At 56.3% G+C, this 23,324-nt stretch carries 24 protein-coding genes and 2 tRNA genes; 10 read left to right on the plus strand and 16 right to left on the minus strand.

Annotated elements, in window-relative coordinates; genetic code table 11:
• Positions 1-22 precede the first annotated feature (22 nt).
• On the plus strand, positions 23-1,393 hold the full coding sequence (locus tag AAGD24_RS13105; RefSeq protein WP_075194775.1) for an MORN repeat-containing protein: 1,371 nt from the start codon (positions 23-25) through the stop codon (positions 1,391-1,393).
• 49 nt (positions 1,394-1,442) lie between these two features.
• Positions 1,443-2,540 carry a response regulator gene (locus AAGD24_RS13110; protein ID WP_041333750.1) on the plus strand — a complete coding sequence of 366 codons (1,098 nt, stop codon included), beginning with the start codon at positions 1,443-1,445 and terminating at the stop codon, positions 2,538-2,540.
• 61 nt (positions 2,541-2,601) lie between these two features.
• On the opposite strand, the gene AAGD24_RS13115 is transcribed toward AAGD24_RS13110, so the two are convergent.
• Both AAGD24_RS13115 and AAGD24_RS13120 read right to left on the minus strand, forming a co-directional pair.
• Positions 2,602-3,348 carry a hypothetical protein gene (locus AAGD24_RS13115; protein WP_036204995.1) on the minus strand — a complete coding sequence of 249 codons (747 nt, stop codon included), beginning with the start codon at positions 3,346-3,348 and terminating at the stop codon, positions 2,602-2,604.
• Between the two features lie 237 nt (positions 3,349-3,585).
• Positions 3,586-4,221, minus strand: coding sequence for a nucleotidyltransferase family protein (locus AAGD24_RS13120; RefSeq protein ID WP_341456172.1), 636 nt, complete (start codon positions 4,219-4,221; stop codon positions 3,586-3,588).
• Positions 4,222-4,295: 74 nt separating this feature from the next.
• Between AAGD24_RS13120 and AAGD24_RS13125 the strand changes: the two genes are divergently transcribed.
• Positions 4,296-5,147, plus strand: a complete 852-nt coding sequence (locus tag AAGD24_RS13125) for a 6-carboxytetrahydropterin synthase (protein WP_085680068.1) — start codon at positions 4,296-4,298, stop codon at positions 5,145-5,147.
• An 81-nt stretch (positions 5,148-5,228) separates the two neighbouring features.
• Here the strand turns inward: AAGD24_RS13125 and AAGD24_RS13130 are convergent.
• The 3 genes from AAGD24_RS13130 to gltX all read right to left on the minus strand — a co-directional run bounded on the left by AAGD24_RS13130 (position 5,229) and on the right by gltX (position 6,984).
• Positions 5,229-5,304: transfer RNA gene (locus AAGD24_RS13130), tRNA-Glu, on the minus strand.
• A gap of 7 nt (positions 5,305-5,311) precedes the next feature.
• Positions 5,312-5,387 (minus strand) — tRNA-Ala (locus AAGD24_RS13135).
• 112 nt (positions 5,388-5,499) lie between these two features.
• Complete coding sequence (gltX, locus tag AAGD24_RS13140; RefSeq protein ID WP_036204988.1) at positions 5,500-6,984, minus strand: glutamate--tRNA ligase; 1,485 nt, start codon at positions 6,982-6,984, stop codon at positions 5,500-5,502.
• A gap of 162 nt (positions 6,985-7,146) precedes the next feature.
• Between gltX and AAGD24_RS13145 the strand changes: the two genes are divergently transcribed.
• Entirely contained in the window at positions 7,147-8,124 is a 978-nt protein-coding gene (locus AAGD24_RS13145) for a zinc ABC transporter substrate-binding protein (protein ID WP_085680066.1), read from the plus strand.
• Here the strand turns inward: AAGD24_RS13145 and AAGD24_RS13150 are convergent.
• Positions 8,104-9,018, minus strand: a complete 915-nt coding sequence (locus AAGD24_RS13150; RefSeq protein ID WP_075194768.1) for an AEC family transporter — start codon at positions 9,016-9,018, stop codon at positions 8,104-8,106. The two genes, AAGD24_RS13145 and AAGD24_RS13150, sit on opposite strands and share 21 nt — an antisense overlap.
• Before the next feature lie 194 nt (positions 9,019-9,212).
• On the opposite strand from AAGD24_RS13150, the gene AAGD24_RS13155 reads away from it, so the two are divergent.
• Complete coding sequence (locus AAGD24_RS13155) at positions 9,213-9,551, plus strand: hypothetical protein (RefSeq protein WP_075194767.1); 339 nt, start codon at positions 9,213-9,215, stop codon at positions 9,549-9,551.
• Between the two features lie 32 nt (positions 9,552-9,583).
• On the opposite strand, the gene AAGD24_RS13160 is transcribed toward AAGD24_RS13155, so the two are convergent.
• Positions 9,584-10,354, minus strand: a complete 771-nt coding sequence (locus tag AAGD24_RS13160) for an SDR family oxidoreductase (RefSeq protein ID WP_041333741.1) — start codon at positions 10,352-10,354, stop codon at positions 9,584-9,586.
• A 41-nt stretch (positions 10,355-10,395) separates the two neighbouring features.
• Positions 10,396-11,175, minus strand: coding sequence for a CLCA_X family protein (locus tag AAGD24_RS13165; protein WP_085680064.1), 780 nt, complete (start codon positions 11,173-11,175; stop codon positions 10,396-10,398).
• A 245-nt stretch (positions 11,176-11,420) separates the two neighbouring features.
• Here AAGD24_RS13165 and dusA point away from each other — a divergent pair, with 245 nt between their 5' ends.
• The 5 genes from dusA to AAGD24_RS13190 all read left to right on the plus strand — a co-directional run bounded on the left by dusA (position 11,421) and on the right by AAGD24_RS13190 (position 15,951).
• The gene (dusA, locus tag AAGD24_RS13170) at positions 11,421-12,443 is read left to right on the plus strand and encodes a tRNA dihydrouridine(20/20a) synthase DusA (protein WP_036205838.1); all 1,023 of its coding nucleotides are present in this window, start codon (positions 11,421-11,423) and stop codon (positions 12,441-12,443) included.
• A gap of 120 nt (positions 12,444-12,563) precedes the next feature.
• Entirely contained in the window at positions 12,564-13,529 is a 966-nt protein-coding gene (tal, locus tag AAGD24_RS13175) for a transaldolase (protein ID WP_126812216.1), read from the plus strand.
• A 34-nt stretch (positions 13,530-13,563) separates the two neighbouring features.
• Positions 13,564-14,010 carry a TerB family tellurite resistance protein gene (locus tag AAGD24_RS13180; protein WP_041333737.1) on the plus strand — a complete coding sequence of 149 codons (447 nt, stop codon included), beginning with the start codon at positions 13,564-13,566 and terminating at the stop codon, positions 14,008-14,010.
• A gap of 16 nt (positions 14,011-14,026) precedes the next feature.
• Positions 14,027-15,154, plus strand: coding sequence for a 3-deoxy-7-phosphoheptulonate synthase (locus AAGD24_RS13185; RefSeq protein WP_007153903.1), 1,128 nt, complete (start codon positions 14,027-14,029; stop codon positions 15,152-15,154).
• Positions 15,151-15,951: a glycerophosphodiester phosphodiesterase gene (locus tag AAGD24_RS13190; protein WP_379865353.1), complete on the plus strand. Its 801-nt coding sequence runs from the start codon at positions 15,151-15,153 to the stop codon at positions 15,949-15,951. Before AAGD24_RS13185 ends, AAGD24_RS13190 begins: the two co-directional genes overlap by 4 nt.
• Here AAGD24_RS13190 and sthA read toward each other — a convergent pair.
• The 8 genes from sthA to AAGD24_RS13230 form a co-directional block, all read right to left on the minus strand.
• The gene (sthA, locus tag AAGD24_RS13195) at positions 15,948-17,339 is read right to left on the minus strand and encodes a Si-specific NAD(P)(+) transhydrogenase (RefSeq protein ID WP_036204970.1); all 1,392 of its coding nucleotides are present in this window, start codon (positions 17,337-17,339) and stop codon (positions 15,948-15,950) included. The genes AAGD24_RS13190 and sthA overlap by 4 nt on opposite strands.
• A gap of 123 nt (positions 17,340-17,462) precedes the next feature.
• Positions 17,463-17,711, minus strand: coding sequence for a (Na+)-NQR maturation NqrM (gene nqrM / locus AAGD24_RS13200; protein WP_036204968.1), 249 nt, complete (start codon positions 17,709-17,711; stop codon positions 17,463-17,465).
• 12 nt (positions 17,712-17,723) lie between these two features.
• Positions 17,724-18,773: an FAD:protein FMN transferase gene (locus AAGD24_RS13205; RefSeq protein ID WP_379865355.1), complete on the minus strand. Its 1,050-nt coding sequence runs from the start codon at positions 18,771-18,773 to the stop codon at positions 17,724-17,726.
• Between the two features lie 9 nt (positions 18,774-18,782).
• A complete protein-coding gene (gene nqrF, locus AAGD24_RS13210) occupies positions 18,783-20,009 on the minus strand; it encodes an NADH:ubiquinone reductase (Na(+)-transporting) subunit F (RefSeq protein ID WP_036204964.1) in 1,227 nt (408 codons plus the stop codon).
• A gap of 37 nt (positions 20,010-20,046) precedes the next feature.
• Positions 20,047-20,655, minus strand: coding sequence for an NADH:ubiquinone reductase (Na(+)-transporting) subunit E (nqrE, locus tag AAGD24_RS13215; RefSeq protein ID WP_007153909.1), 609 nt, complete (start codon positions 20,653-20,655; stop codon positions 20,047-20,049).
• Positions 20,655-21,320 carry an NADH:ubiquinone reductase (Na(+)-transporting) subunit D gene (locus AAGD24_RS13220; protein ID WP_007153910.1) on the minus strand — a complete coding sequence of 222 codons (666 nt, stop codon included), beginning with the start codon at positions 21,318-21,320 and terminating at the stop codon, positions 20,655-20,657. The genes nqrE and AAGD24_RS13220 overlap by 1 nt, the downstream gene beginning before the upstream one ends.
• Before the next feature lie 2 nt (positions 21,321-21,322).
• Positions 21,323-22,126, minus strand: coding sequence for a Na(+)-translocating NADH-quinone reductase subunit C (locus AAGD24_RS13225; protein ID WP_036204962.1), 804 nt, complete (start codon positions 22,124-22,126; stop codon positions 21,323-21,325).
• On the minus strand, positions 22,119-23,324 hold the full coding sequence (locus AAGD24_RS13230; RefSeq protein ID WP_036204961.1) for an NADH:ubiquinone reductase (Na(+)-transporting) subunit B: 1,206 nt from the start codon (positions 23,322-23,324) through the stop codon (positions 22,119-22,121). The genes AAGD24_RS13225 and AAGD24_RS13230 overlap by 8 nt, the downstream gene beginning before the upstream one ends.

Genomic DNA, 23,324 nt, shown 5'->3' on the forward strand with positions numbered 1-23,324 from the left:
ATGCAGAATTGAGAGGTTGTCCATGGTCGATTTCAGACCCCTCCTGTTTGTCAACGCACTGGCACTGATGCTTCTGGTGACGGCAGGCTTTGCGTCTGTCCGCGATGACCTGTCCAGGGGCATGAAACCGGTAGCCACCGCCCCGGACACCGAAGAGACCATTGCCCGTGCGTCCATGGATACCCCAGTGGACGCGCAGCGTTCGGACGAACTTTACCAGCCGAATAGCAGGGAAGACGTAGCCGAAAACGACCTCGAACTGCCCTTGGAAAACGATGCCCTGGCGGCATCCGGAGAGACGCCAGTCAACGGTTCCGAGACCGCGTCCGACGCCAACCGCATAAACGCAGAGCCTTTTTCCGTTCCCGACCTGCCGGAAGACCCCAAGATGCTGGCGATGGCAGAGCCAGTGTCTGCCATGCCGGAAACGGAGGCTCGGAGCGATGCGCCAGAGCCTCCCACAACCGGGCTGCTGATCCTGCGCTCCAATGTCGTCGGCGACAACGTCACCATCAATGGTAAGAACCACGGGGCCACACGGCTGGATCTGGAATTGGAGCCGGGCAAATACGACATCATCATCCGCAAGGAAGGTTACAAGCCCTGGCAACAGACCGTGGCTATCGCCGCCGGCAATGAGAAAACCCTGGTGGGCAAACTGGAGGCCTATACGAGGGTGGAGTACCGGGACGGTACCTGGGTTGGCGGCATCAAAACCGGCGATGGCACCTACGAAGACGCCGACGGACTCAGGTATGAGGGGCACTTCGTGGACGGCGAATTTGACGGCAAGGGCACCGCCTGGCTCCCGGACGGCAGCCGCTATGAAGGCGACTGGGAAAAAGGCCAGCGTCATGGCGAAGGCACCTGGCGTGACGCGGATGACACCCGCTACACCGGCCAGTTCCGCAATGACCAGTTTGACGGCCAGGGCACGCTCACCATGGCCAATGGCGACATTCTCACCGGACAATGGTCAGGCGGCAGGCTCAACGGGCATGGCTCGCTCACCACCTCGGACGGCATGCTCTATGTCGGCGGCTTCAAGGATGACGAATTCCATGGTGAAGGCACTCTTACCTACCCCGACGGGCGCCACTACGAAGGGGAATTCTCCAACGGCGAGTTCCACGGGAACGGCAAGGAAGTCTTCGCTGATGGAAAAAAATACGAAGGCCAGTATATTGAAGGCTCGTTCCACGGCAAAGGGCTGCTACTGAACCCCAATGGCAGTTCGATTGAAGCGACCTTCCGGTACGGCGAACCCTATGGACAGGTACGCCTGACAACGGCAGCCGGGGAGGTATTTACTGCCCGGACCAAGGAACCCGGTGTTTGTTATCGGGAGAAAAGCTACCGGGCCACCCAGTGCCCGACACTTGAAGGCTGGTAAACGCCGGCCCGATAATGAACACACACGCTGTAAAGGTTGAGGTTGTGACATGGCGATCAAGAATGCACTCCTGGTAGACGACTCGAAAGTGGCTCGATTTGCCCTGAGCAAACTGCTGGAAGGCCGGGACATGGAGGTGAACATGGCTGGCTCGGCAGAGGAGGCATTGGATTTTTTGAGCTCCCATCAACGTCCAGACGTGATTTTCATGGATCACCTTATGCCGGGCATGAACGGTGTGGAGGCCACCAAGGCCATCAAGGGCAACCCCGACACTGCCGCCATCCCCATCATTATGTGTACCTCCAAGAAATCGTCGTCGTTCATGGAGGAAGCCCGCAACTTCGGCGTTTACAACATTCTGACCAAGCCCCCACACACCGAGGGGCTTAGCCTCGTTCTCGACCAGCTCGACAGTGATGTGACCGAAGGCAATCTGCCCGAACCGCCGGAACTGGATGCTGAGCCAAATGAATTGGACGATGACATCCTCGACATTCCCTCCGATGCCTCCCTGGAAATGTCACCAAAAGCCGACGATGGGCTACACGCGAGCGACAACAGCGGCCCCCAGGTTGTCCCACTGACCAGCGATCTGATCGAACAGATCGCCCGCTCAGCGGTAAAAACCCACATTAACAACCGCCTGCACGAGTTACTCAGCTCGCTGTTCGACGAGCAGTTTGACCATCTTAAGCGGGTACTGGACGAATCCAGCAAAAAGCAGGAAACCGCGGTTGAGGAACGCCTGAACGCGGTGACCGAAATGATCGAAGAGCGCACCCGCAACCTGCGTGACGACGTGGCGGCGGAAGTTAACCTGAACCTGGGCCGGGAACTCGCTGACCTGCGCAAAGACCTCTCTCGCAATACCGGCTTCACCAGTGACCACATGGCGGAACTCAAGGATCACATCACCAGCGTACAAACCATTGATACCGAGTTCTGGCAGACCCTGCAATCCGAGGCCATCCAGCAGGCCCATGAAATTTCCCGGGAAACCGCGGAGGACATCGCCCAGCGCACCATTGACCTGTTCGTGGCACAACAGCGCTCCGCCACCTCTCGCATCTACACCGTCGGCCTGGCCGCCAGCCTTGGTATTTTTGCGGTGGGCATCGCCTGGCTTTCAGGGTTGTTCGCCTGAAGGCAGGACAACAAAACGACGGAAATACCGAGCCGGGTTACCCGGCTCGGTATTTCTGCTCTTAGCACTGACGACGTCTTCTCAATCCCGCTATCAGAACCCCGGTCAACCCCAACGCAAACAACGGAAGACTTGCTGGAGTCGGCACAGATGCCGTTGGAGGGACATCTGGAGTGTCCGGATTGTCCGGGTTGGTACCCGGATCACCCAGGAAAAAGCTGTCTATGCCCAGGTCGGCCCTTGGCCCAAAGGTACTATGCGCTATAACTTCAAGTGTCTGGATCTCAGCAGTCGCGGTAAAAATCATGGTTTCCCACATCCAATCCGCGATTGTGCCCAGGTCGGGCATCTCCATAGCAGAGGAATTCTGACTCTCTGTCCCAAAGATGATCTCCCAATAACCTCCTGCCTCGGAGAACGCGCTATTGCTTATACTCTGCTCAAAGGAAATCTCATACTGCTGCCCAATAACCAGCCCTTCGAGACCAACCTGCAAGGCACTCTCCACATAGGGCGATCCTGCTCGACCATCCCAGCCAATACCATGAAGAAAATCACCGCCGGTGCTGCTTGATTGCCAGGCGAAATTATTCATGGTTGTACCAGCATTGAACACATCCGGCGTACCCTCTGTTGTAGTCCAGCCGGGAGGCACATCACTGTTGAATGAGTTCGTATTGCCGGTATAACCTTCGAATCCACCGTTTTCAAAAGCGTCAAGTAACGCTGCAGACGAGTTGCCACTGGAAAAGAGTAACGCCGATGCCAGCAGGCAAGGCGTCAGTGAGTTTCTAGTCAGGTTATGCATGATTAACCCTCCATGCTTGATTTTGGCCTGGGAGCTCGATCAATGCCCAAACCACCACGGAGACAACGCCGAATCCCCAGCCTCCTCACATGACCAAAGCATAGCTCGCGCCAAAATCACAATTCATCGGAGTTTCATAGAGTAAGGGGTGTTTTCGATTTCTATCCGAGCGCTATATGCATAAAAACCTGACACCGTTGGGCCGCCCAGAGACAGATCCTCTGCACCTGCAATGCCTTAATCGTAGCGGATTCGCCTCCAATCCTCTGGCGTATCCACATCGGATTCAACACCCTTGATGGCAAGCGTTTTGGCCTGATGACGAGTCAGTATACGAGCCGCACCGCGATCACCCTCCAGCATCATTATCTCTTTCCATAGGCGCCTGGGTATGTAGGCGGGAGCGCCGGGATTACCGTAGATATCTGCCGCAAACGGCTCACTCACCTCTTGCCTCGCACAAAATGCCAGAGAGCGAAGATCAGACTCCGAAACTAACGGTTGATCAAGAAGAGTGACAAATACGCCCTTGGCTCGTGGGCCTATAGTCTGGAGCCCGGATTTCAATGAAGCAGCCATCCCAAATACCCAATCAGGCGTGTAACACCAGGCAGAGGGCTGATTACGACATCGATACCGTACCAAGGGGTATCCAGAACCAGAGACAACCGTAACGTTCGCTCCCAATTGCTTGGCCTGGGACACAGCGTGATCCATTAACGTGCCATCATTGAATTTAAGTAGCGCCTTCGGCCTTCCCATACGCCTGGAGGCTCCTGCCGCCAGGAGTAGAACAGGAAAAGCGTGGTAATCGGAACCGGCAATAGTGTGCATTTGTACTTGGGTCTCCTCGCTACCCCTGACGCAAGTCATACAAGGCTGCTAGCGTTGGCGGATTTTTGCTAGAATCTGCGCATCAATCAACCTTTTCTTGCCAGGCCCCTCCGATGAATCACCTTTTCGTAGACAATCTAACGGTTATCGACTTCGCCTACCTGGATGCTTCCAGAGGGCTCGTCGGTGAAAGCTGGATTGTGGATGTGGTGCTCGGTGGCGAACTGGATGACCAAGGCATGGTGTTTGATTTCAGCAACGTCAAACGCACCATCAAACGGGTCATCGACGAGCGCGTGGACCACCGGCTGGTGATCCCAAGAGCCTATAAGGGGCTTGAGTGGAATGAGGATGAGCCAGACAGCTTCACCTGGCATCTGACCGACGGCACCCGGATTCTTCATCGGTCCCCGGACCAAGCGGTGGTGTGGCTGTCGTCTGACCGTGTAGTGCCATCTGCCGTTGCCCGGCTGTTGGAGCAGGAGTTACGGGCAGTCTTGCCGGCAAACGTGACGGATGTGGATATTGAGTTACGTGAAGATGTGATTGAAGGGGCCTACTACCACTATGTTCACGGCCTGAAGAAACACATGGGTAATTGCCAGCGAATCGCCCATGGGCATCGCTCGCCTATTCGGATCGACCGCAATGAGCACAGAGACCGGGATCTTGAGAACCAATGGGCCAAGCGGTGGCAGGATATCTATGTGGGCTCCGAGGAGGACGTAACCCAACGCTGGGTGGCCGAGGATGGCACAGCGTACGTCACCTTTGAATACGAGGCGAATCAGGGGGAATTTGCGCTGACATTGCCGGAGAGCCGGGTTTATATGCTGGATTCGGACACCACAGTGGAGCTTATTGCGGCGCACATTGCCGGACAGTTGAAATCCGAGTTTCCGGAGGACGCCATTCGTGTCAAGGCCTATGAAGGCGTCGGCAAAGGGGCTATAGCGTCCCGCTGACATTTCCTTCAGACACAAAAAAACCGCCCGAAGGCGGTTTTTTTGATGGCTTACCGGCGGACTAAACCGGTTGAGCCGTATTGGCGTCCCCTAGGGGGTTCGAACCCCTGTTGCCGCCGTGAAAGGGCGGAGTCCTAGGCCACTAGACGAAGGGGACTAGAAATTGGTGGAGCCAAGCGGGATCGAACCGCTGACCTCAACACTGCCAGTGTTGCGCTCTCCCAGCTGAGCTATGGCCCCTCAACGGCTGCGTATATTAAGGATCGACCCTTGGGGCGTCAACCTTTTTTCCAACGTTTTTTCAGTTTCGTGAACATCCCTGTTCTGGTCGCTTACTAATTCAACAGATTGGTTATTCCGTCAGCAATGCCGCGTATTCTTTTTCCACCCGCTTGGTTTCCTTCTTGGAGAATCCACCCATTACCTCAAGAGCATGGCGCAGGCGAGACCGGGTCATGTCCGGACCAAGGATAGCCATGGAGTCCATAACGGACCAGGAGTTAGGGGTACCGGCGACAGCGACGAAGATGGCGAACATGAAATCACCCATCTTCAGCTCCATGGCTTTGGCCAGAGCTTTAACGTCGGCAAAGATATTCTCTTTGCTCCAATGGCGCTGGGCTTCAAGCTTCCACAGGGTAAACTGGAGCACCCGCTTGACCTGGCTTTCATCCAGCTTGTTGTGACCGAAGTCTTCCGGCTTGAGGTTGAGCATGCCGGAGAACATGAACGAGGCCATCGGCGATACATCACTGAACACTTCCGCCCGGCCCTTGATGTGAGGCACCAGATCCCGCAGCGCCTGCTCGTTGAACCACCAGTGGCGCATGCGCTCGACGAACTGGTCGTCGCTGAGTTCGTCACGGATCCACTGACCGTTGAGCCAGCGCAGCTTTTCCACGTCGAAAACCGGGCCGCCCAGGGAAACCCGCTGGATGTCGAAGTTTTCGATCATTTCATCCAGGGTGAATTTCTCGCGCTCATCCGGCATGGACCAGCCCATACGGCCCAGGTAGTTGGTAACCGCTTCCGGCAGGAATCCCATGCGCTCGTAGAAGTTGATGCTGGTGGGGTTCTTGCGCTTGGACAGCTTGCTCTTATCCGGATTGCGCAGTAGCGGCAGGTGGCACAGTACCGGCATGTCCCAGCCAAAGTATTCGTACAGCAATTTGTGCTTGGGCGCAGAGTTGATCCACTCTTCTCCACGCAACACGTGGGTGATTTCCATCAGGTGATCGTCAACCACATTGGCCAGGTGGTAGGTGGGCATGCCGTCGGATTTCAGCAGGATCTGACTATCTACCTGGGACCAGTCGATTTCGATGGTGCCGCGTAGCATATCGTCGATTTCACAAACGCCGTCTTCCGGTACTTTCATCCGGATAACATAGGGGTCACCAGCATCCAGGCGACGCTTGACCTCTTCCTCAGTCAGCTCCAGATTGCCCTTGATACCTGGATTCAGGCCCTGAGCCTTACGCTCTTCGCGAATGGCATCCAGCTCTTCAGGTGTGCGGAAGCAATAAAACGCATGCCCCTGGGTGACAAGGTCCAACGCGTATTGACGATACGAATCCTTCCGCTCTGATTGCCTGTAGGGACCATGGGGGCCACCTACGTCAGGGCCTTCGTCCCACTCCAGCCCAAGCCAGCGCAAGGCATTCAGGATGTCCTGTTCAGACTCCTGCGTACTGCGAACCTGATCCGTGTCTTCAATCCGCAGGATGAACTGGCCACCGTGCTGACGGGCGAAGCACAGGTTAAACAACGCCACGAAGGCGGTGCCAACGTGGGGATCACCGGTGGGAGACGGTGCGATTCGGGTACGTACGGTCATGAAAACATCCTGATGGTGTCAGCCTGAAAAAGGCTATGCATTAAAAGCCATGCATTATACCGGCCACAGCCGGATTTCGCATGGTCAGGCGATCGCCCTCTTCATTCGCCGCTCGTATTGTTATATTATAACGTACCATTAATTTTCCAGAGTCTCAGTCACATGACCACTAGCCGCTTTACAGGCCTCATCGCATTGGGTGCCGCCACACTCCTGGCATCCACCAGCACCCTGGCAAGCACCCAGGTTGTCACCTCCCTCAAGCCCATCGAACTGCTGGTGAAAGCCATAGCCACTGACGATGTGGAAATCACCACGCTGGTTCAGCCTGGCGCCAGCCCGCACAACTACTCAATGAAACCCTCACAGCGCAGGGCACTGGAAGCTGCTGACGCCATTTTTTGGGTGGGCCCTGAGATGGAAACCTTCCTGACCCGACTGCTCGGCGGAAGCGAGTTCCGGGATCGCACCTATTCACTCATGCACGGCGAAAACGTGCCGGAAGTGCAGTCAGACAACAATCACGGTGACCATGACGAACATGAACATCACAACCACCATGACGACCATGAAGAATCAGGCGGTCATGACGACCATCACCACGACCACGGCTCCGGAGAGGATCCGCACATTTGGCTGGATCCGGCCCTGGCGGTTGAGATGGCGCGGGATATTCACCGGGTACTCGCAACCCTGAAAAGTGCAGACACCCACGTGCTTGACGCCAATCTGGCGCGTTTCGAGCAGGCTATGGCCGAGACCGAGACAGCGATCAATCAACGCCTGGATCCTGCTCGCGACATTGATCTCTTCACATACCACGACGCATTCACCCGCTTCGTGGGACACTACAACATGAACCTGGAAGGCATTCTGACGCTGAACCCGGAACTGTCTCCAGGTGCCGGCCACATCGCAGAAGTCCAGGAAAAACTGCGCAACGCCAATCAACCCTGCCTGCTGACTGAGCCTCAGTTCAACCGTCAATGGTGGCGCTCAATCACCGAAGGTCTGGACATAACATTCAGTACCTGGGACCCGCTCGCCACCGATATTGAAACCGATCAAGACGGCTACATCACTTTTCAACAGAGCCTTGCAGACGCTGTGCTCAAGTGCTTACCAGAGGATGCCAAGTAGAAGGGGAATAGTCACCATGGCCAGCAAGGTCTGGCCACTGATGATGCCCGCCATCAAGGGCGCGTCACCACCAAGCTGGCGCGCCAGGATGTATGAAGAAGTGGCTGTTGGCAGCGCTGCCAGCAGTATGGCCACCTGAACCATCATCCCTTCCAGGCCCAGCAGCAGTGCCAACCCTGCCGTAAGCAGCGGGAAACCTACCAGCTTTGCCATCGAGGACACCAGGAATGGCATGGAGGCGCCGCGTAGCGCCTTTAGCTGCAGGCCAGCACCCACCGTCATCAAACCCAGCGGCAACGCAAGGTCACTTAATGGCTCGAGAATACCTGCCACCAGTGGATGGAAGCCAATCTGAAAATAGCTCCAGAACATCCCAACCACCGAACCAATGATCAGAGGGTTGGAGACGACAGCCTTGAATACGGGCTTCAGCTTCACCGCACCCTGCCCCGCCACCACGGAGAACATCAGGATGCAAAGCAGGTTCAGCAACGGTACTTTCACTGCCACGGCAATGGCAATCAGCGACAGGCCGTCATCCCCAAGCAACATACCGGCTGTTGCCAGGGCCACGTAGGAATTGAAACGGATACCGCCCTGAAATACCGAGGAAAATACCGGCCCCGGCCAACGCCAGAGCCATTGCAGCGCAATGAGCAACAGGGTCATTGCGGCCAGCATGGCAACGATCAAAATGAGGATATCGCCGTAGGCTGACGCTGGCACCTGAGCCTGGCCCAACTTGAAGATCAACATCGCCGGGAAAAGGACGTAGTAGGTGAAGCGCTCCGCCTGGGGCCAAAAGTCGCCCCCTGGAAAATGCCAGCGCCGGAACAGATAACCCAACAAAATCAATACAAATACAGGCACCAGCGCCTGAACCATTACTGGCATATAAATAGCGTTCCGCAGATGTTAGTAACGCCGTATCGTATTAGAAAGCTCAATGGCATGCATCTAAATAGCGCTTAGTGCGAAATGTGATGCTTTTTGCGACATACGTCCCAGGACAGCCGGCCCGCGCTTGTCGCCTGATCAACCAATAAATACCCTAAGATCGCTAATTATCTGAAAAAAGGATGCTTTCAATGTTCCGCCGTGGATGCCTGATTATCGTCACACTTGCCTCGTTTAACGCCCTCGGCGAGACAACGGCGGGTAACAAGGCAAAAACCACTCCCTCCACTCTCGGCGCCGGCTTTTCAGCTATGACGGAAGACGATCTAATGAATGCCAATGCAGGCCTTGGCAACATGGATGCACTGCAACAAAATTTCGATCAGACAGCGGGTGCTCCCTTGCGTGATCAAACCGGGACAAGTCCACAGCCATTGAATATTAGTGGCCCCACCCTTTCGTTGCCGGCATTTGGTTCCGAACAGATGCAGCAAAGGTACATTGAAAAGGCCACCAACCACCCGCGTTGATCGTCTGGGATGTGATCCGGACCAAAAGCAGACTACTGACGCCAGAGTTTTCTTAACACACGCCGGGTCAGGGACGTGGGCGCGGATTTGGCGATGGGCCACAATGCCCGGAACTGCATGGAAACTGGTCGGTGCAGACGTGGCTGCTCGACCTGAGCCCACACCTGTGCTGCAACGACGTCCGGAGTCAGGTTAACACCCAGGCGCTCAAATAAACGGGATCCCTGCTCGTTCTGCTGCACCATGCCGGTATTCACGAACGGAGGCATCAGATCACACACGCGGATATCGTGTGGCTCCCATTCAATATCCAGAGCCTCGGTCATCGCACGTACGGCGTGCTTGCTGGCGGAGTAAGACGCGAAGTCCGGAATCCCATAGGCGGCAGATGCCGAGCTCATGTTCACCACCTGGGCACCCGGCGTTGCCTTCAGATACGGGAAGGCGCCGTGCAGAACCGTCATCAGCCCAATCACATTGACCTCTACCACGGCCCGATGCGCGGCCAAATTGATCTTCTCGAACGGGCCGACTTTCAGAATGCCGGCATTATTGTGAAGCAACCTCAACCGGCCACCCGTACGACTGGCAAAGTCTGCCAGGCCCTGCCTGACCGATGTCTCGTCCACCACGTCCACAATGTGGGTACTGCACCGATCATCCCCCAGTTCACTCTCAAGCGATGCCAGGGCCGCCTCATCCCGGTCAGCAGCACCGACAAACCATCCCTTGGAGGCAAAAAGACGGGCGGTCTCCCGGCCAATACCGGCGGCAGCGCCAGTGATAAAAATGCAGTTGTTCATGAGGCAACCCTGTCTTTGTTATCGATCGAATGTGGATGATCTCAGGAAGTTGACGACAAAGATTGGCCAACAGGGCCATCTTCAGCATGCTCACGATAAAGTGCTCCACCCAGTGCCATAAAGTAGCCTTCAAACGCGTCGTTGATTCGCTGGCGCTGCTTTCCTTTCGGATAAAGACCTGCCCTGGCCTCGTCAGAGTAGACGGTCCCCCTGACCAGAAAATTGCTCTGCGGCTGACTGTCTTCAACAAACGCTTCAAATGCCCGGGCACAGAGTTCTTCAGGCCTCGCGTAATAAAGCACCTTCATCTGCGTATCCGCCCGCTTCGAACACTGAAACAACGAACTGGGGCTGGTACCATCCTCATTCAGCAAGATGGCCTGAAAACAGGCGCCCAATCGTTTGTTGAGAGGATGCTCCTTCTGGTCAGCGCTATCCAGCCAACCACTGGACGCGAATCCGCCACTCCCCAGGCGGCGGAACGCCTTATGCCCCATGTAATGATCGAAAGCGTGAAACCATTCGTGGGCCAGGCTTCCTGCCCCCGCATTCTTCGCAAGCGCCAATTGTCGGGTTGCAGGGATGTAGTGCGCGGCAACGCCCGGCCGGCCGCCGATCCCGTACTGCAACCCCAGTGATCCACGCAACGAGATCAGATGTTCCGGGCCCTGGAGGATACTCATAAGATCGCACAAAGCCTCATAGAACCTGCCTGCCGCCCGGTCCCGTTCAGGCGGTGTAACCCAACGACCCACTTCAATGCTCCGGAATTCGAACCGGCGCCTAACGTCAACAAAAGATACCGGGCCTTGTCCAGTCATGACGGATCCACCTGCCTGGTTGAAATTTTGAAAGGCCGAATCGAGCATGCCTTCGACCCAATACTGATTATTTATACAGTATTTTGTCGCGCATTGATCGCCACGTCAACGACTCGTGAATCCAGTCGCGACATCCGTGTTTACACTACCTTTCGCACACCCCCTCACGCCAAAAGGTGCGTTTTCCTGATAAACTGTGCCCCCTCGAATCACTTGTGAACGGTATAACTGAGCAGTCAATGAACATGAACGCGCCCCAGGAAACTCCCACTCTGAAGCCCTCCCGCCGCTTCTGCGTGGCCCCGATGATGGACTGGACCACCAGCCATTATCGCTATCTGGCGCGCCAACTCAGCCGGCACACCCTGCTCTACACCGAAATGGTCACGACCGGCGCACTGATCCACGGTGATACCGCTCGATTTCTGCGGCACGACCCGACGGAATACCCGCTGGCGCTGCAACTGGGTGGCAGCAATCCGCAGGAACTGGCCCATTGCGCCAAACTGGCTGAACAGTACGGGTTTGATGAAGTAAACCTGAACGTGGGCTGCCCCAGCGACCGGGTACAGAACAACATGATCGGTGCCTGCCTGATGGCACACCCCGATAAAGTGGCTGAGGGCGTGCAGGCAATGATCGCCGCCACCAGCCTGCCGGTAACCGTCAAACACCGTATCGGGATTGATGGCCGTGAATCCTGGGATGACCTTTGTGAGTTTATCGAGAAGGTATCCCAGGCCGGTTGTCGTACCTTTATCGTGCATGCCCGGATTGCCGTTCTCGAAGGTCTAAGCCCAAAAGAGAACCGGGACATACCCCCGCTGAAATACGACTGGGTCTATCGCCTTAAAGCCCGCTACCCGCATCTTGAGATCATCATTAACGGTGGTATCAAGACCTTTGCCGAATGCCGGGAGCACCTCGAACATACCGACGGCGTCATGCTGGGGCGCGAGGCCTACCATAACCCCTGGCTGCTGGCTGGCGTGGATACCGAGTTTTTCGGGCAGCCCATGCCGATTTCTTCACGGCACGAAGCATTACGAGCTGTATTACCATTCATTCAGAGTGAACTGGACCGTGGCGTTTACCTCAGTCACATCTCTCGTCACCTGATGGGCCTGTTCCACGGGCAGCCCGGGGGTCGCCAGTTCCGGCGCTACATCAGTGAGAACGCCCACAAGCCCGGGTCCGGCATTGAAGTCATCGAACGGGCCATGGCGAAAGTTCCCGAGCCTGCCGAGGCCACGGTAGTGCCAGCCTGAGCACCTTGTTACCTTAATACTGCCTTGTTCCTGTCAGAGCGGCCCGTTATTGTAGGCGTATGACCCAAAGCGCCCGCCAAACGGGCGATCAATAACAAATCGATCAGGATGACAGGACGAATGACCAGCAAGCTCGAACAACTGAAAGCCATGACCACGGTGGTTGCAGACACCGGGGACCTGGAGGCCATTGCCCAGTGGAAGCCGGAAGACGCCACCACCAATCCGTCGCTTCTTCTCAAGGCCGCGGCATCCGAGGCCTACCGCCCGATGCTGGACGAAGCCGTGGCAGCCGCCCGCAAACACGGCGGTTCCGATGCGGAGCAGCTGACCTACGCGACTGACATGCTGGCCGTACTCGCAGGCAAGCAGATTCTCGGGCGCATACCTGGCGTGGTTTCAACCGAAGTGGATGCCCGGTTGTCCTTCGATACCGATGCCACCCTCACCCGCGCACGTCGCCTGGTCGAGCTGTATGACCACCTCGGCATGGATACCAGCCGGGTGCTGATCAAGATTGCGTCCACCTGGGAAGGCATTCGCGCCGCTGAACAGCTGGAGAAAGAGGGTATACACTGCAACCTCACCCTGCTGTTCTCTTATATCCAGGCCGCTGCCTGCGCCGATGCCGGCGCCTTCCTGATCTCGCCGTTCGTGGGCCGTATCCTGGACTGGCATCTGGCTGCCACGGGGCGTGATGCCTTCCCGGCGGCAGAAGACCCCGGGGTCCAGTCGGTAACCCGCATCTACAACTACTACAAGGCCAATGGCTACAAGACGGTGGTGATGGGGGCCAGTTTCCGCAACACCGGCGAAATTGAAATGCTGGCTGGTTGTGACCGCCTGACCATCAGTCCGGCCCTGCTTCAGGAGCTGGAGAACGACTCCGGCGCGCTGACACGCCAGTTGTCCGCAGAGGGCGCAAAGAGCTCAGACAGGCCAGGCGACATTGATGAGCGCCTGTTCCGCTGGGAGTCCAATGAAGATGCCATGGCCACGGAAAAACTGGCCGATGGCATACGTCGTTTTACCAACGACCAGATAGAGCTTGAAAACCGCGTCCGCCGGCTGTCCCAGGCCGCCTGACACCAGCCACCACCGGGAGGAGATTCCTGACACCATGATTGAGCGCCTGAAAAGCCTGTTTGGCTCGCCCGAAGATGAACCGACACAACCTGACAGCCACCAGCTTGCGGTGGCCGCCACGGCGCTGATGGTGCAGCTGTCCAGGGTCGACAACGATCAGGATGACGAAGAACTGAAGACGATTGTCAACTTTGCGGTTGAAGCGCACCAGGTCACCCGTGACGAAGCCGAAGAGATCCTTCAGGATGCGCTCAACCAGGCAGACGACGCCACTTCCCTTTATGAGTTTACCGGCCTTATCAACGAGCAGTTGAGTCAGGAAGAAAAACAGGCACTTCTTGAAAGCATCTGGCGGGTTGCATTTGCTGACGGCCGAATTGACAAGTACGAGGAACACCTTATTCGCCGCATGTCGGATCTGCTGCATCTTAACCACAGGGAGTTCATGCAGGCCCGCCATCGTGCTGAAGGCGCTGACTGAACCTCAAGGAGCAAGTATGTTAGCCATTCTCCACCCGGATACCGCGCTGGACAGTGAAGCCTATCGCCAAACCATGCATTTTCTGGAGAACCTGCCAGGGGTATCGGTCAGGGTGCATGAAGTCCAGGGTGCCAAGCAGCGCCTGACAGAGGTGTACCTGTTGGGCGACACCAAATCCCTGGACAAGGACGAGATCGAGGCCCTGCCTGCCGTGGAGCGCGCGATACGCATCTCCGACGACTACCGGATTCTGGGGCGGCACAAGGACGACAAGCGCCAGAGTGGCTTTACCTATAACGGCGTGACCTTCGACCAGTCCAACCTGAACATTTTCGCCGGCCTGTGCGCCGTCGACGTGCCAGAGCACGTGGAGCAGATGATGCAGGCCCTTGAGGACAATGGCCAGGTTTGCACCCGCATGGGCGCCTACAAGCCCCGGACCAACCCGTATTCCTTTCAGGGCCACGGCAAGGGTTGCCTGCCCTGGGTGTTTGAGAAAGCCGGCAAACATGGCATCAAGGTGATTGCCATGGAGATCACCCACGAGAGCCACATTGAAGAGATCGACCATTGCCTTGAGCAACTGGGGCGCCCTACCGGTGTCATGCTGCAGGTAGGCACGCGCAACACGCAAAACTTTGAGTTGCTCAAAGCCATTGGCCGCCAGAGCACTTACCCGGTGTTGCTTAAACGCGGCTTCGGCATCACCCTGAATGAATCTCTGAACGCGGCCGAATACCTGGCCAGCGAAGGCAACGCCAATGTGATTTTCTGCCTGCGTGGTATGAAGACCGAGGCTGGGCAACCCCACCGCAACATGGTGGACTTCGCCCATGTCCCGGCGGTAAAGCGCCTTACCCGCATGCCGGTATGCGTTGACCCATCCCACTCAGTCGGCAGCCGCGAACGCGCACCCGACGGCGTCCTGGATGTCATGCACGCAACCGCACAGGGCGTGATAGCGGGCGCCAACATGGTACTGGTGGACTTCCACCCGAAGCCGGAGAAAGCCTTGGTGGATGGCCCTCAGGCCCTGCTGATGCGGGAACTACCGGCGTATCTGGAAGACATTCAGCTGTGCCATGACACCTGGAAGCAACGCCAGCAAATCTATAACCGTCTGAAGGAATCTTCTCCAGAATGATCGTGTATGGACACAGGGGCGCTAAGGGGGAAGCCCCCGAAAATACCCTGGCCGGTTTTACCCACGCCTACCGCCACGGGGTTCGGCACTTTGAGCTTGACCTGGTTCTATCAAAAGATGGTATGCCAATGGTCATTCACGACCTGACCGTTGATCGCACAACCGGAGAGGAAGGCAACGTTGCCAACTACACGGCATCCGAACTGGCAGACATGGACGCCCGGCGCAACACCACAGCCTGGCCGCGGAAAGCAGGCATTCCCACTCTGGAGGCGTTGCTCAACGAATTCCCGGATTTCGAGCACCTGCAACTGGAGGTAAAGAAAGACAACCGTCACCGACTGAATATTCTGTGCAATCGCCTGACAGAAATCATTCAACGTCGCGATCTTTACAAGCGGGTGGTCATTACCTCCTCCGACAGCTGGTTCCTGCAGGAAGCCCGCCGCCGGGACCGCAAGGTGCGGATCGGACTCGTAACGGACCGGAAGTTTCCGAGACCGGTCAATACCGCAGCCCGTTTGCACTGCGACTTTCTCTGTATCGGCTGGCGTATCTGCACCAGTGCCATCGTTGACGATGCCCACAGGCGCGGCATGCACGTATCCACCTGGACGGTAAACCGCATTCACGACATGGTTCAGCTTGAAGCCAAGGGCGTCGATAGCATCATCACCGACTATCCGACAAGCACGCGGATGTTCTTCGACAACCGCGCGAAAGCAGCTCTCCACCTTCCAACGCCCCAAGAGAGCGCGGAAAGCACGGACAGCACTCGGCCCGCAATCAGCAGCTAGAAAATCCGATTGAGACCGTTGAGCGCCGCTACCCGATAAGCCTCAGCCATGGTCGGGTAGTTAAAGGTCGTATTGATGAAATAGTTCAGGGAGTTGGCCTCGCCTTCCTGATTCATGATGGCCTGGCCGATGTGAACGATTTCTGCGGCCTGGTCGCCAAAACAGTGAATTCCCAGCAGTTGACGGGATTCGCGGTGAAACAGGATCTTGAGCATGCCAACCGGGTCCCCGGTGATCTGGGCCCGCGCCAGGTCCTTGAAGAACGCCTGCCCCACTTCGTAGGGAACCTTGGCTTCGGTTAGTTCCCGCTCGGTTTTACCCACCGAGCTGATCTCCGGCAGGGTATAGATACCCGTCGGCACATCCGATACCAGCCGGAAATAGTCGTCCTTCACGATGTCGGAGGATGCAGAGCGCCCCTGATCGTAGGCGGCGCTGGCGAGGCTTGGCCAGCCAATCACATCACCGGCCGCGTAGACATTCTCCACTTCAGTCCGATAATGGTCGTCAACCGCCAACTGTCCACGGCCGTTGGGCGTCAGACCGATGTTGTCCAGGCCCAGCTTTTCGGTGTTGCCGCTACGGCCATTGCACCAGAGAAACGCATCCGCACGGATTTTCTTGCCGGACTTCAGCGACAGCACGACCCCGTGATCATCACCATCGACCGATTCATACTCCTCGTTGTGTCGAACCAGCACACCGTTATTGCGCAGGTGATAACTCAGAGCATCCGAAATCTCATCGTCCAGGAACGTGAGCAAGCGGCTTCCCGGGTTGATCAGGTCCACCTTCACACCCAGGCCGGCGAAAATCGAGGCGTATTCCGAACCAATGACGCCCGCTCCATAAATAATCAGCGTGCGGGGCGTGTGGGACAGATTCAGAATGGTATCTGAGTTGTAGATGCGATGGTGACGGAAGTCTACATCCGGCGGAAGGTACGGACGAGAGCCCGTTGCAATAATCGCCTGCTTGAAATGCAGGACTTCATGGGATTTATTACCCCGTATCTCGAGCCGGTTGCTATCGATAAAACTGGCACGGCCGTTAATCAGATCCACGCGGTTCCGTGCATAGAACTGGGTTCTCAACTTGACCTGCTTGCCGATCACCTTCTGTGCATTCTGCAAAACACGGGGAAAAGAAAACCAGCGTGGCTCGCCGATATCACGGAACATCTGGTTGGTATTAAAGGTGATGATCTGCTTGACCGAGTGACGCAACGCTTTGGAAGGAATAGTGCCCCAGTGGGTGCAGTTGCCGCCAACCGTGGGTTTATCTTCGATGATTGCGACACGCTTGCCGTGTTTCGTCGCATTCATCGCTGCACCTTCTCCCGAAGGGCCTGCGCCGATAACGACGACGTCGTAATGATGTTCTGCCATTCTGCAGTGACTCCTTATCTACGTCGTGAGGGAGCCTCTGAAAAGACCCTGCAGGCACGCACTGGCAGGGCGCAGGCGCTTTTCAGAAGCTCCCGGAATTTTTATAGGTTGGTGGACGCCGGATCAGCGGTCGTCTGAGCGGGAGGCGTCATACGTCAGTGCCTCCGCGGACTTGCCGTCGTTGGCAAGACGTTCGTTTTCTTCTTCACACTTCTGGGTGTTGCCGCCACAGATATCACAGGACTTGCTGATACCCATGGCACCAATGCCACCGCAAGTGCCACTGATCGGCTTGCGGCCGAAAATTACCCCGACGGACATCGCTGCAACCAGCAGCACGACAATCATCAGGACCAGCAGAAAAGTACCCATAAGGTCTCTCCGTCAATGTGTCAGGAACGAGGAAAACGCAGGCGTGTAATCCGTTTCAAACCCGTTGTCACCCCGCACAATAAAATACGCAGCTATGTTCTCACGCGTGGCAAGCGCCTTTGCCCGATCATGCCCCATCACATTAAAGGCCGTGGCGAGGGCATCTGCCGTCATGCAGTCATCCAAAATGACCGTTACCGATGCCAATGTATGGCTAATCGGTCGACCGTCTTTCGGGTCTATTGTATGCGAAAACCGGCGGCCATCCGATTCGTAGTAGTTACGATAGTCACCCGAGGTTGCCATTGCATGTCGGTCAAGGGCAACCACACGGTTGATTTCACGCATTTCCGACACCGGCTGCTCAATGGCCAGGCGCCATGCTTCACCATCCGGCTTATGCCCATGAGCCTGAACTTCGCCACCTATTTCGACAAGATACGCGGCGATACCTTCATCTTTCAGGTAACGGGCCACCGCGTCCACGCCGTAGCCCTTGGCAATGGCTGACAGATCGATGTATTGATTGGGACTCGCTCTCAGTGCCGGAGGCTCCGCCTGAAGGTCCAGTTTACCGTAACCGGTGGCTGCCATCCTGGCCGCGAGCTCATCGTCGCTGGGGATCGTCTCCGGACGGGCATCCGGCCCAAAGCCCCACAGATTGACCACCGGGCCAATGGTGACATCGAAAGCGCCACCGGTCAGTTCGGAAACCTGATCAGCTGTTGCAAGCACTTCGTAGAGCGGCGTTGAGATCTCCACCCACTCAGACTGATCGTCCAGACGGTTAAAGCGCGAAAGCTCGGAATCTTCACGCCATGTGGACATCGACGCGTCCACGCCTTCCAGAACCTTTTCGATGCCTTGCGCCAGATTCTCCAGCCGCTCCGGATTGTCCGTCAATACGACGTTGATATGATAACGCGTACCAAACACCGGCCCGGCGATTTCCCAGACTTTTTCCTCTTCCTCAAACGAACAACCCGCCAGCGCGGCCAGGGCCAGCACCAGTAAGGCGCCGGCCGCAACCACCCTGACGGGTCGGAACATGCTGAATGTCATGTGAGCTAATTAACCCCCGAAGTCATCCAGCATGATGTTTTCGTCCTCAACACCCAGATCCTTGAGCATCTTGATGCACGAGGCGTTCATGATTGGGGGCCCACACATATAGTACTCGCAGTCCTCCGGAGCCGGGTGCTCCTTCAGGTATTTTTCATAGAGCACGTTATGGATGAAGCCGGTCTCGCCTTCCCAGTTATCGGTTGGCTGCGGGTCTGATAGAGCCACATGCCACTCGAAGTTGTCGTTTTCTTCCGACAGCTGGTCGAAATCCTCGACGTAGAACATCTCCCGGACGCTTCGTGCGCCGTACCAGAAACTGATCTTACGCTTGGACTCCAGGCGCTTGAGCTGATCAAAGATATGGGACCGCATGGGCGCCATACCGGCACCGCCGCCGATGAACACCATTTCAGCTTCGGTCTTCTTGGCGAAGAACTCACCGAATGGCCCCATAACCGTCACCTTGTCACCGGCCTTCAGGTTGAAGACGTAGGATGACATGATGCCCGGCGGATGATCCGTGCCCGGAGGCGGCGTGGCAATACGGATGTTGAACTTGAGAACACCCTTCTCTTCCGGGTAGTTGGCCATAGAGTAGGCGCGAATGGTCTCCTCCTTGTTGATGGCCTTGTAACGCCAGATATCGTGCTTGTCCCAATCTTCATGGAACTCCTCCTCAATCTTGAAATCCTTGAACGGGATTTCGTAGGGGGGGCACTCAAGCTGCACGTAACCACCGGCACGGAAGTCGACTTCTTCACCTTCGGGAAGCTTCAGTACCAGTTCCTTGATGAACGTGGCCACGTTATGGTTGGAGATAACCTCACATTCCCACTTCTTGACGCCAAAGAACTCCTCTGGCACTTCCACTTTCATGTCCTGCTTCACCGGAACCTGACAGGACAGGCGCCAGCCTTCCTTTTCCTCGCGATTGGTGAAGTGGGTCTTTTCGGTGGGCAACATGGCACCGCCACCCTCCAGGACCTTGCACTTACACTGGGCGCAAGTACCGCCGCCGCCACAGGCGGAGGACAGGAAGATGCCACTTCCGGCCAGGGTTCCGAGCAACTTGCCGCCGGCTTCCGTTGTCAGCGTATGCTCTGGGTCGTCGTTGACTTCAATGGTCACATCACCGGTGCTTACGAGTCTGGACCGTGCCGCGAGAATGACCGCGACAAGGGCCAGCACGATAACGGTGAACATGACCACGCCGAGAATAATTTCTGTATTCATGGTCTCGCCTTTTCGTTAAACCGAATCACCGGGTTGATTACAGTGAAATACCTGAGAACGACATAAAACCGAGGGACATCAAACCAACCGTAATGAAGGTGATACCCAGGCCTCGTAGCCCTTCGGGAACATCGCTGTATTTGAGCTTTTCGCGGATACCGGCCAATGCGAGTATGGCCAACGCCCAGCCGACACCGGCACCAAATCCGTAAACCACGCTTTCACTGAAGGTGTAGTCCCGCTCGACCATGAACAGTGATGCACCCAGGATGGCGCAGTTCACCGTAATCAGCGGCAAAAACACCCCAAGAGCGGCATACAAAGCCGGCATATACTTGTCCAGAACCATCTCCATGATCTGGATAAGTGCCGCAATGACACCAATGTACGTAATAAGGCCCAAAAAGCTCAGGTCAACATTCGGTAGACCCGCCCAGTCCAACGCACCTTCCCTGAGGATAGTGTTGTAGAGCAGGTTGTTCACCGGCACCGTGATCGTCAGTACCACGACAACGGCAATACCGAGGCCAGCGGCCGCTTCAATCTTCTTGGAGATCGCCAGGAAGGTACACATCCCCAGGAAGAAGGCCAACGCCATGTTTTCAACAAAGATGGCCTTCAGGATCAGGCTGATATAATGCTCCATCAGAAGGCCTCCTTAACGGTGTGGCGGGACATTTTGAAGTCCGCTTCTTCTACCTGCTCAGGCTTCCAGGTACGCAGACCCCAGATCGCCAGGCCGATGATAAAGAACGCACTCGGCGGCAGCAGCAACAGACCGTTGGGAATGTACCAACCACCCTCGTTGACGACCGGCATCAGAGACACGCCGAACAGCGATCCCGCGCCCAGCAGCTCCCGGAAGAACGCCACGAAAATAAGCAGAACGGAATAGCCCATGCCGTTACCAACGCCATCCAGGAAGCTCAGCCAGGGGCCGTTCTTCATGGCGAAACCCTCAGCACGGCCCATGACGATACAGTTGGTGATGATCAAACCAACGAATACCGACAGCTGCTTACTGATTTCGTAGGCATACGCCTTGAGGACCTGATCAACAACGATAACCAGGGAGGCGATAATGGTCATTTGCACGATAATCCGGATACTACCGGGAATCTGCGTGCGAACCAGCGACACGGCCAGGTTAGAGAAGGCCGTTACCGCGATAACCGCCATGCACATAACCAGGGTTACGTTCATGCTGGTGGTCACCGCCAGTGCCGAGCAGATACCGAGAATCTGCAAGGCAATAGGGTTGTTACTGAATATCGGCTCGAAGAGAACCTGTTTGGCTGAAGCGTCTGCCATGATCAGACCTCCCCTTCACGAAGTTTTTTCAGGTACGGTGCGAAGCCCCGGTCACCCATCCAGTAGTTGACCAACTGCTCAACACCTCGGCTCGTCAGGGTCGCACCGGACAGGGCATCTACCTTGTGCTCCTTGTCGGATGCACCGGCGCCCACGCCACCCTTGACCAGGCGAATCTGCGGCTCTTCCAACTCATCGCCGTACACTTCCTTGCCGACCCATTGGCTTTTCCAGCGGGGGTTATCCACCTCGCCACCAAGCCCCGGAGTTTCAGCGTGGTCATAGAAGCCCAGGCCCTCAATGGTGTTGGCATCGCCCTCAAGCGATACGAACCCGTAAAGGGTGGACCACAGACCGTAGCCATGGATCGGAAGGACTACCCTGACCAGTTCACCGTTTTCACTCAGGGTGTAGATCTTGGCAACGTTCGGACGGCGCTTGATGCCGGCCTTGTCTTCCGATGCAGGAATATTGACCGACATGGACGGATCAGAAGCCGCCTTGTACATGTCGTACTTCATCGGCTCCTTCACACCAACGGCCCCGGGATCAACGTAATCACCGGACTCGAGGTCAACCAACCGAACGTCGAAGCGAGAGAAGGTCTCCTCAATCTCTTCAGCCGTTGCGCCCTCTTTCAGCATTCCGGCAGCCGCTAGGATGTTGGAACGAATGTCCAGGTTCTGGTTCTGGATCTGCGCCGGTCGAAGCATTACCGCCGCTGTCGATACCACGACAGAAAACGCAACGCTCAGCACCAGAGCAACCATCAGTGTTCTGGAGACAGTTTCTTTAGCTTTAGCCACGGGCAAGCCTCCGTTTGATGTTGGCCTGAACCACATAATGGTCCATCAGCGGTGCAAAGAGGTTGGCAAACAGAATTGCCAGCATGATGCCTTCCGGGAACGCCGGGTTGATCACGCGAATCAGTACGGTCATCACGCCGACCAGGATACCGAAGCACCAGCGACCCGTGTTGGTCATCGCCGCCGACACCGGATCGGTCGCCATGAACATCATGCCAAAGGCAAAGCCACCCATCACCAGATGCCAGTGTGCCGGCACGTCAAACATTGGGTTGGTATCCGAGCCAATCACGTTCAGCAGCAGCGACATGGCAATCATACCGATCAACACGCCACCGACGATGCGATAGGACGCGATTTTCATCACCAGCAGGATAATGCCGCCGATCAACACCGCCAGCGTTGAGGTCTCACCCATAGAGCCCTGAATCGAACCCATAAAGGCTGACATCCAGCCAATCTGGGTTTCCAGTGCTTCCAGGCCACCACTGGCAGCCCAGCTCAGCGCGGTCGCGCCACTGAAACCGTCGACGGCCGTCCATACCGTGTCACCGGAAATCTGGGCCGGATAGGCAAAATACAGGAACGCACGACCGGTGAGGGCCGGGTTCAGGAAGTTCTTACCGGTGCCGCCAAACACTTCCTTGCCAATGACCACACCGAAGGTGATACCAAGGGCAACCTGCCACAGCGGGATGGTTGGCGGGCATATCAACGCGAACAGCACGGATGTCACGAAGAAGCCTTCGTTCACTTCGTGACGACGTACCGTGGCAAATAGCACTTCCCAGAAACCGCCCACCACGAAGGTGACGAAGTAAATGGGTACGAAGTACGCCATGCCGTAGACAAAGTTGTCCCAGATGCTGGCGGCATTATTGCCGGCCAGGGCACTGATAAAGGCAGTACGCAGACCACCGTCACCCATCAGCGCGTCAGGATTCTCAGCCAGGAAGCTGTTGGCCTGGAAGCCAATGTTCCACATACCGAAGAACATTGCGGGGAAGGTACACAGCCATACCGTAATCATGATGCGTTTAAGATCAATACCATCACGCACATGAGAGGTAGTGGATGTCACGCTAGCCGGTGAATAGAAAATCGTATCCACCGCTTCGTAAAGCGCATACCAGCGCTCGTACTTGCCACCTTTTTCGAAATGATGCTCGATACCATCGAGAAACTGTCGGATTGCCAT

Origin of the sequence: Marinobacter sp. M5B (genome assembly GCF_042604615.1) — a bacterium.
GTDB lineage: Bacteria > Pseudomonadota > Gammaproteobacteria > Pseudomonadales > Oleiphilaceae > Marinobacter > Marinobacter salarius.

Coding starts and splice junctions, on each gene's coding strand:
- AAGD24_RS13105 (WP_075194775.1), top strand. CDS start 23: ATGGTCGATTTCAGACCCCTCCTGTTTGTCAACGCACTGGCACTGATG.
- AAGD24_RS13110 (WP_041333750.1), top strand. CDS start 1,443: ATGGCGATCAAGAATGCACTCCTGGTAGACGACTCGAAAGTGGCTCGA.
- AAGD24_RS13115 (WP_036204995.1), bottom strand. CDS start 3,348: ATGCATAACCTGACTAGAAACTCACTGACGCCTTGCCTGCTGGCATCG.
- AAGD24_RS13120 (WP_341456172.1), bottom strand. CDS start 4,221: ATGACTTGCGTCAGGGGTAGCGAGGAGACCCAAGTACAAATGCACACT.
- AAGD24_RS13125 (WP_085680068.1), top strand. CDS start 4,296: ATGAATCACCTTTTCGTAGACAATCTAACGGTTATCGACTTCGCCTAC.
- gltX (WP_036204988.1), bottom strand. CDS start 6,984: ATGACCGTACGTACCCGAATCGCACCGTCTCCCACCGGTGATCCCCAC.
- AAGD24_RS13145 (WP_085680066.1), top strand. CDS start 7,147: ATGACCACTAGCCGCTTTACAGGCCTCATCGCATTGGGTGCCGCCACA.
- AAGD24_RS13150 (WP_075194768.1), bottom strand. CDS start 9,018: ATGCCAGTAATGGTTCAGGCGCTGGTGCCTGTATTTGTATTGATTTTG.
- AAGD24_RS13155 (WP_075194767.1), top strand. CDS start 9,213: ATGTTCCGCCGTGGATGCCTGATTATCGTCACACTTGCCTCGTTTAAC.
- AAGD24_RS13160 (WP_041333741.1), bottom strand. CDS start 10,354: ATGAACAACTGCATTTTTATCACTGGCGCTGCCGCCGGTATTGGCCGG.
- AAGD24_RS13165 (WP_085680064.1), bottom strand. CDS start 11,175: ATGACTGGACAAGGCCCGGTATCTTTTGTTGACGTTAGGCGCCGGTTC.
- dusA (WP_036205838.1), top strand. CDS start 11,421: ATGAACGCGCCCCAGGAAACTCCCACTCTGAAGCCCTCCCGCCGCTTC.
- tal (WP_126812216.1), top strand. CDS start 12,564: ATGACCAGCAAGCTCGAACAACTGAAAGCCATGACCACGGTGGTTGCA.
- AAGD24_RS13180 (WP_041333737.1), top strand. CDS start 13,564: ATGATTGAGCGCCTGAAAAGCCTGTTTGGCTCGCCCGAAGATGAACCG.
- AAGD24_RS13185 (WP_007153903.1), top strand. CDS start 14,027: ATGTTAGCCATTCTCCACCCGGATACCGCGCTGGACAGTGAAGCCTAT.
- AAGD24_RS13190 (WP_379865353.1), top strand. CDS start 15,151: ATGATCGTGTATGGACACAGGGGCGCTAAGGGGGAAGCCCCCGAAAAT.
- sthA (WP_036204970.1), bottom strand. CDS start 17,339: ATGGCAGAACATCATTACGACGTCGTCGTTATCGGCGCAGGCCCTTCG.
- nqrM (WP_036204968.1), bottom strand. CDS start 17,711: ATGGGTACTTTTCTGCTGGTCCTGATGATTGTCGTGCTGCTGGTTGCA.
- AAGD24_RS13205 (WP_379865355.1), bottom strand. CDS start 18,773: ATGACATTCAGCATGTTCCGACCCGTCAGGGTGGTTGCGGCCGGCGCC.
- nqrF (WP_036204964.1), bottom strand. CDS start 20,009: ATGAATACAGAAATTATTCTCGGCGTGGTCATGTTCACCGTTATCGTG.
- nqrE (WP_007153909.1), bottom strand. CDS start 20,655: ATGGAGCATTATATCAGCCTGATCCTGAAGGCCATCTTTGTTGAAAAC.
- AAGD24_RS13220 (WP_007153910.1), bottom strand. CDS start 21,320: ATGGCAGACGCTTCAGCCAAACAGGTTCTCTTCGAGCCGATATTCAGT.
- AAGD24_RS13230 (WP_036204961.1), bottom strand. CDS start 23,324: ATGGCAATCCGACAGTTTCTCGATGGTATCGAGCATCATTTCGAAAAA.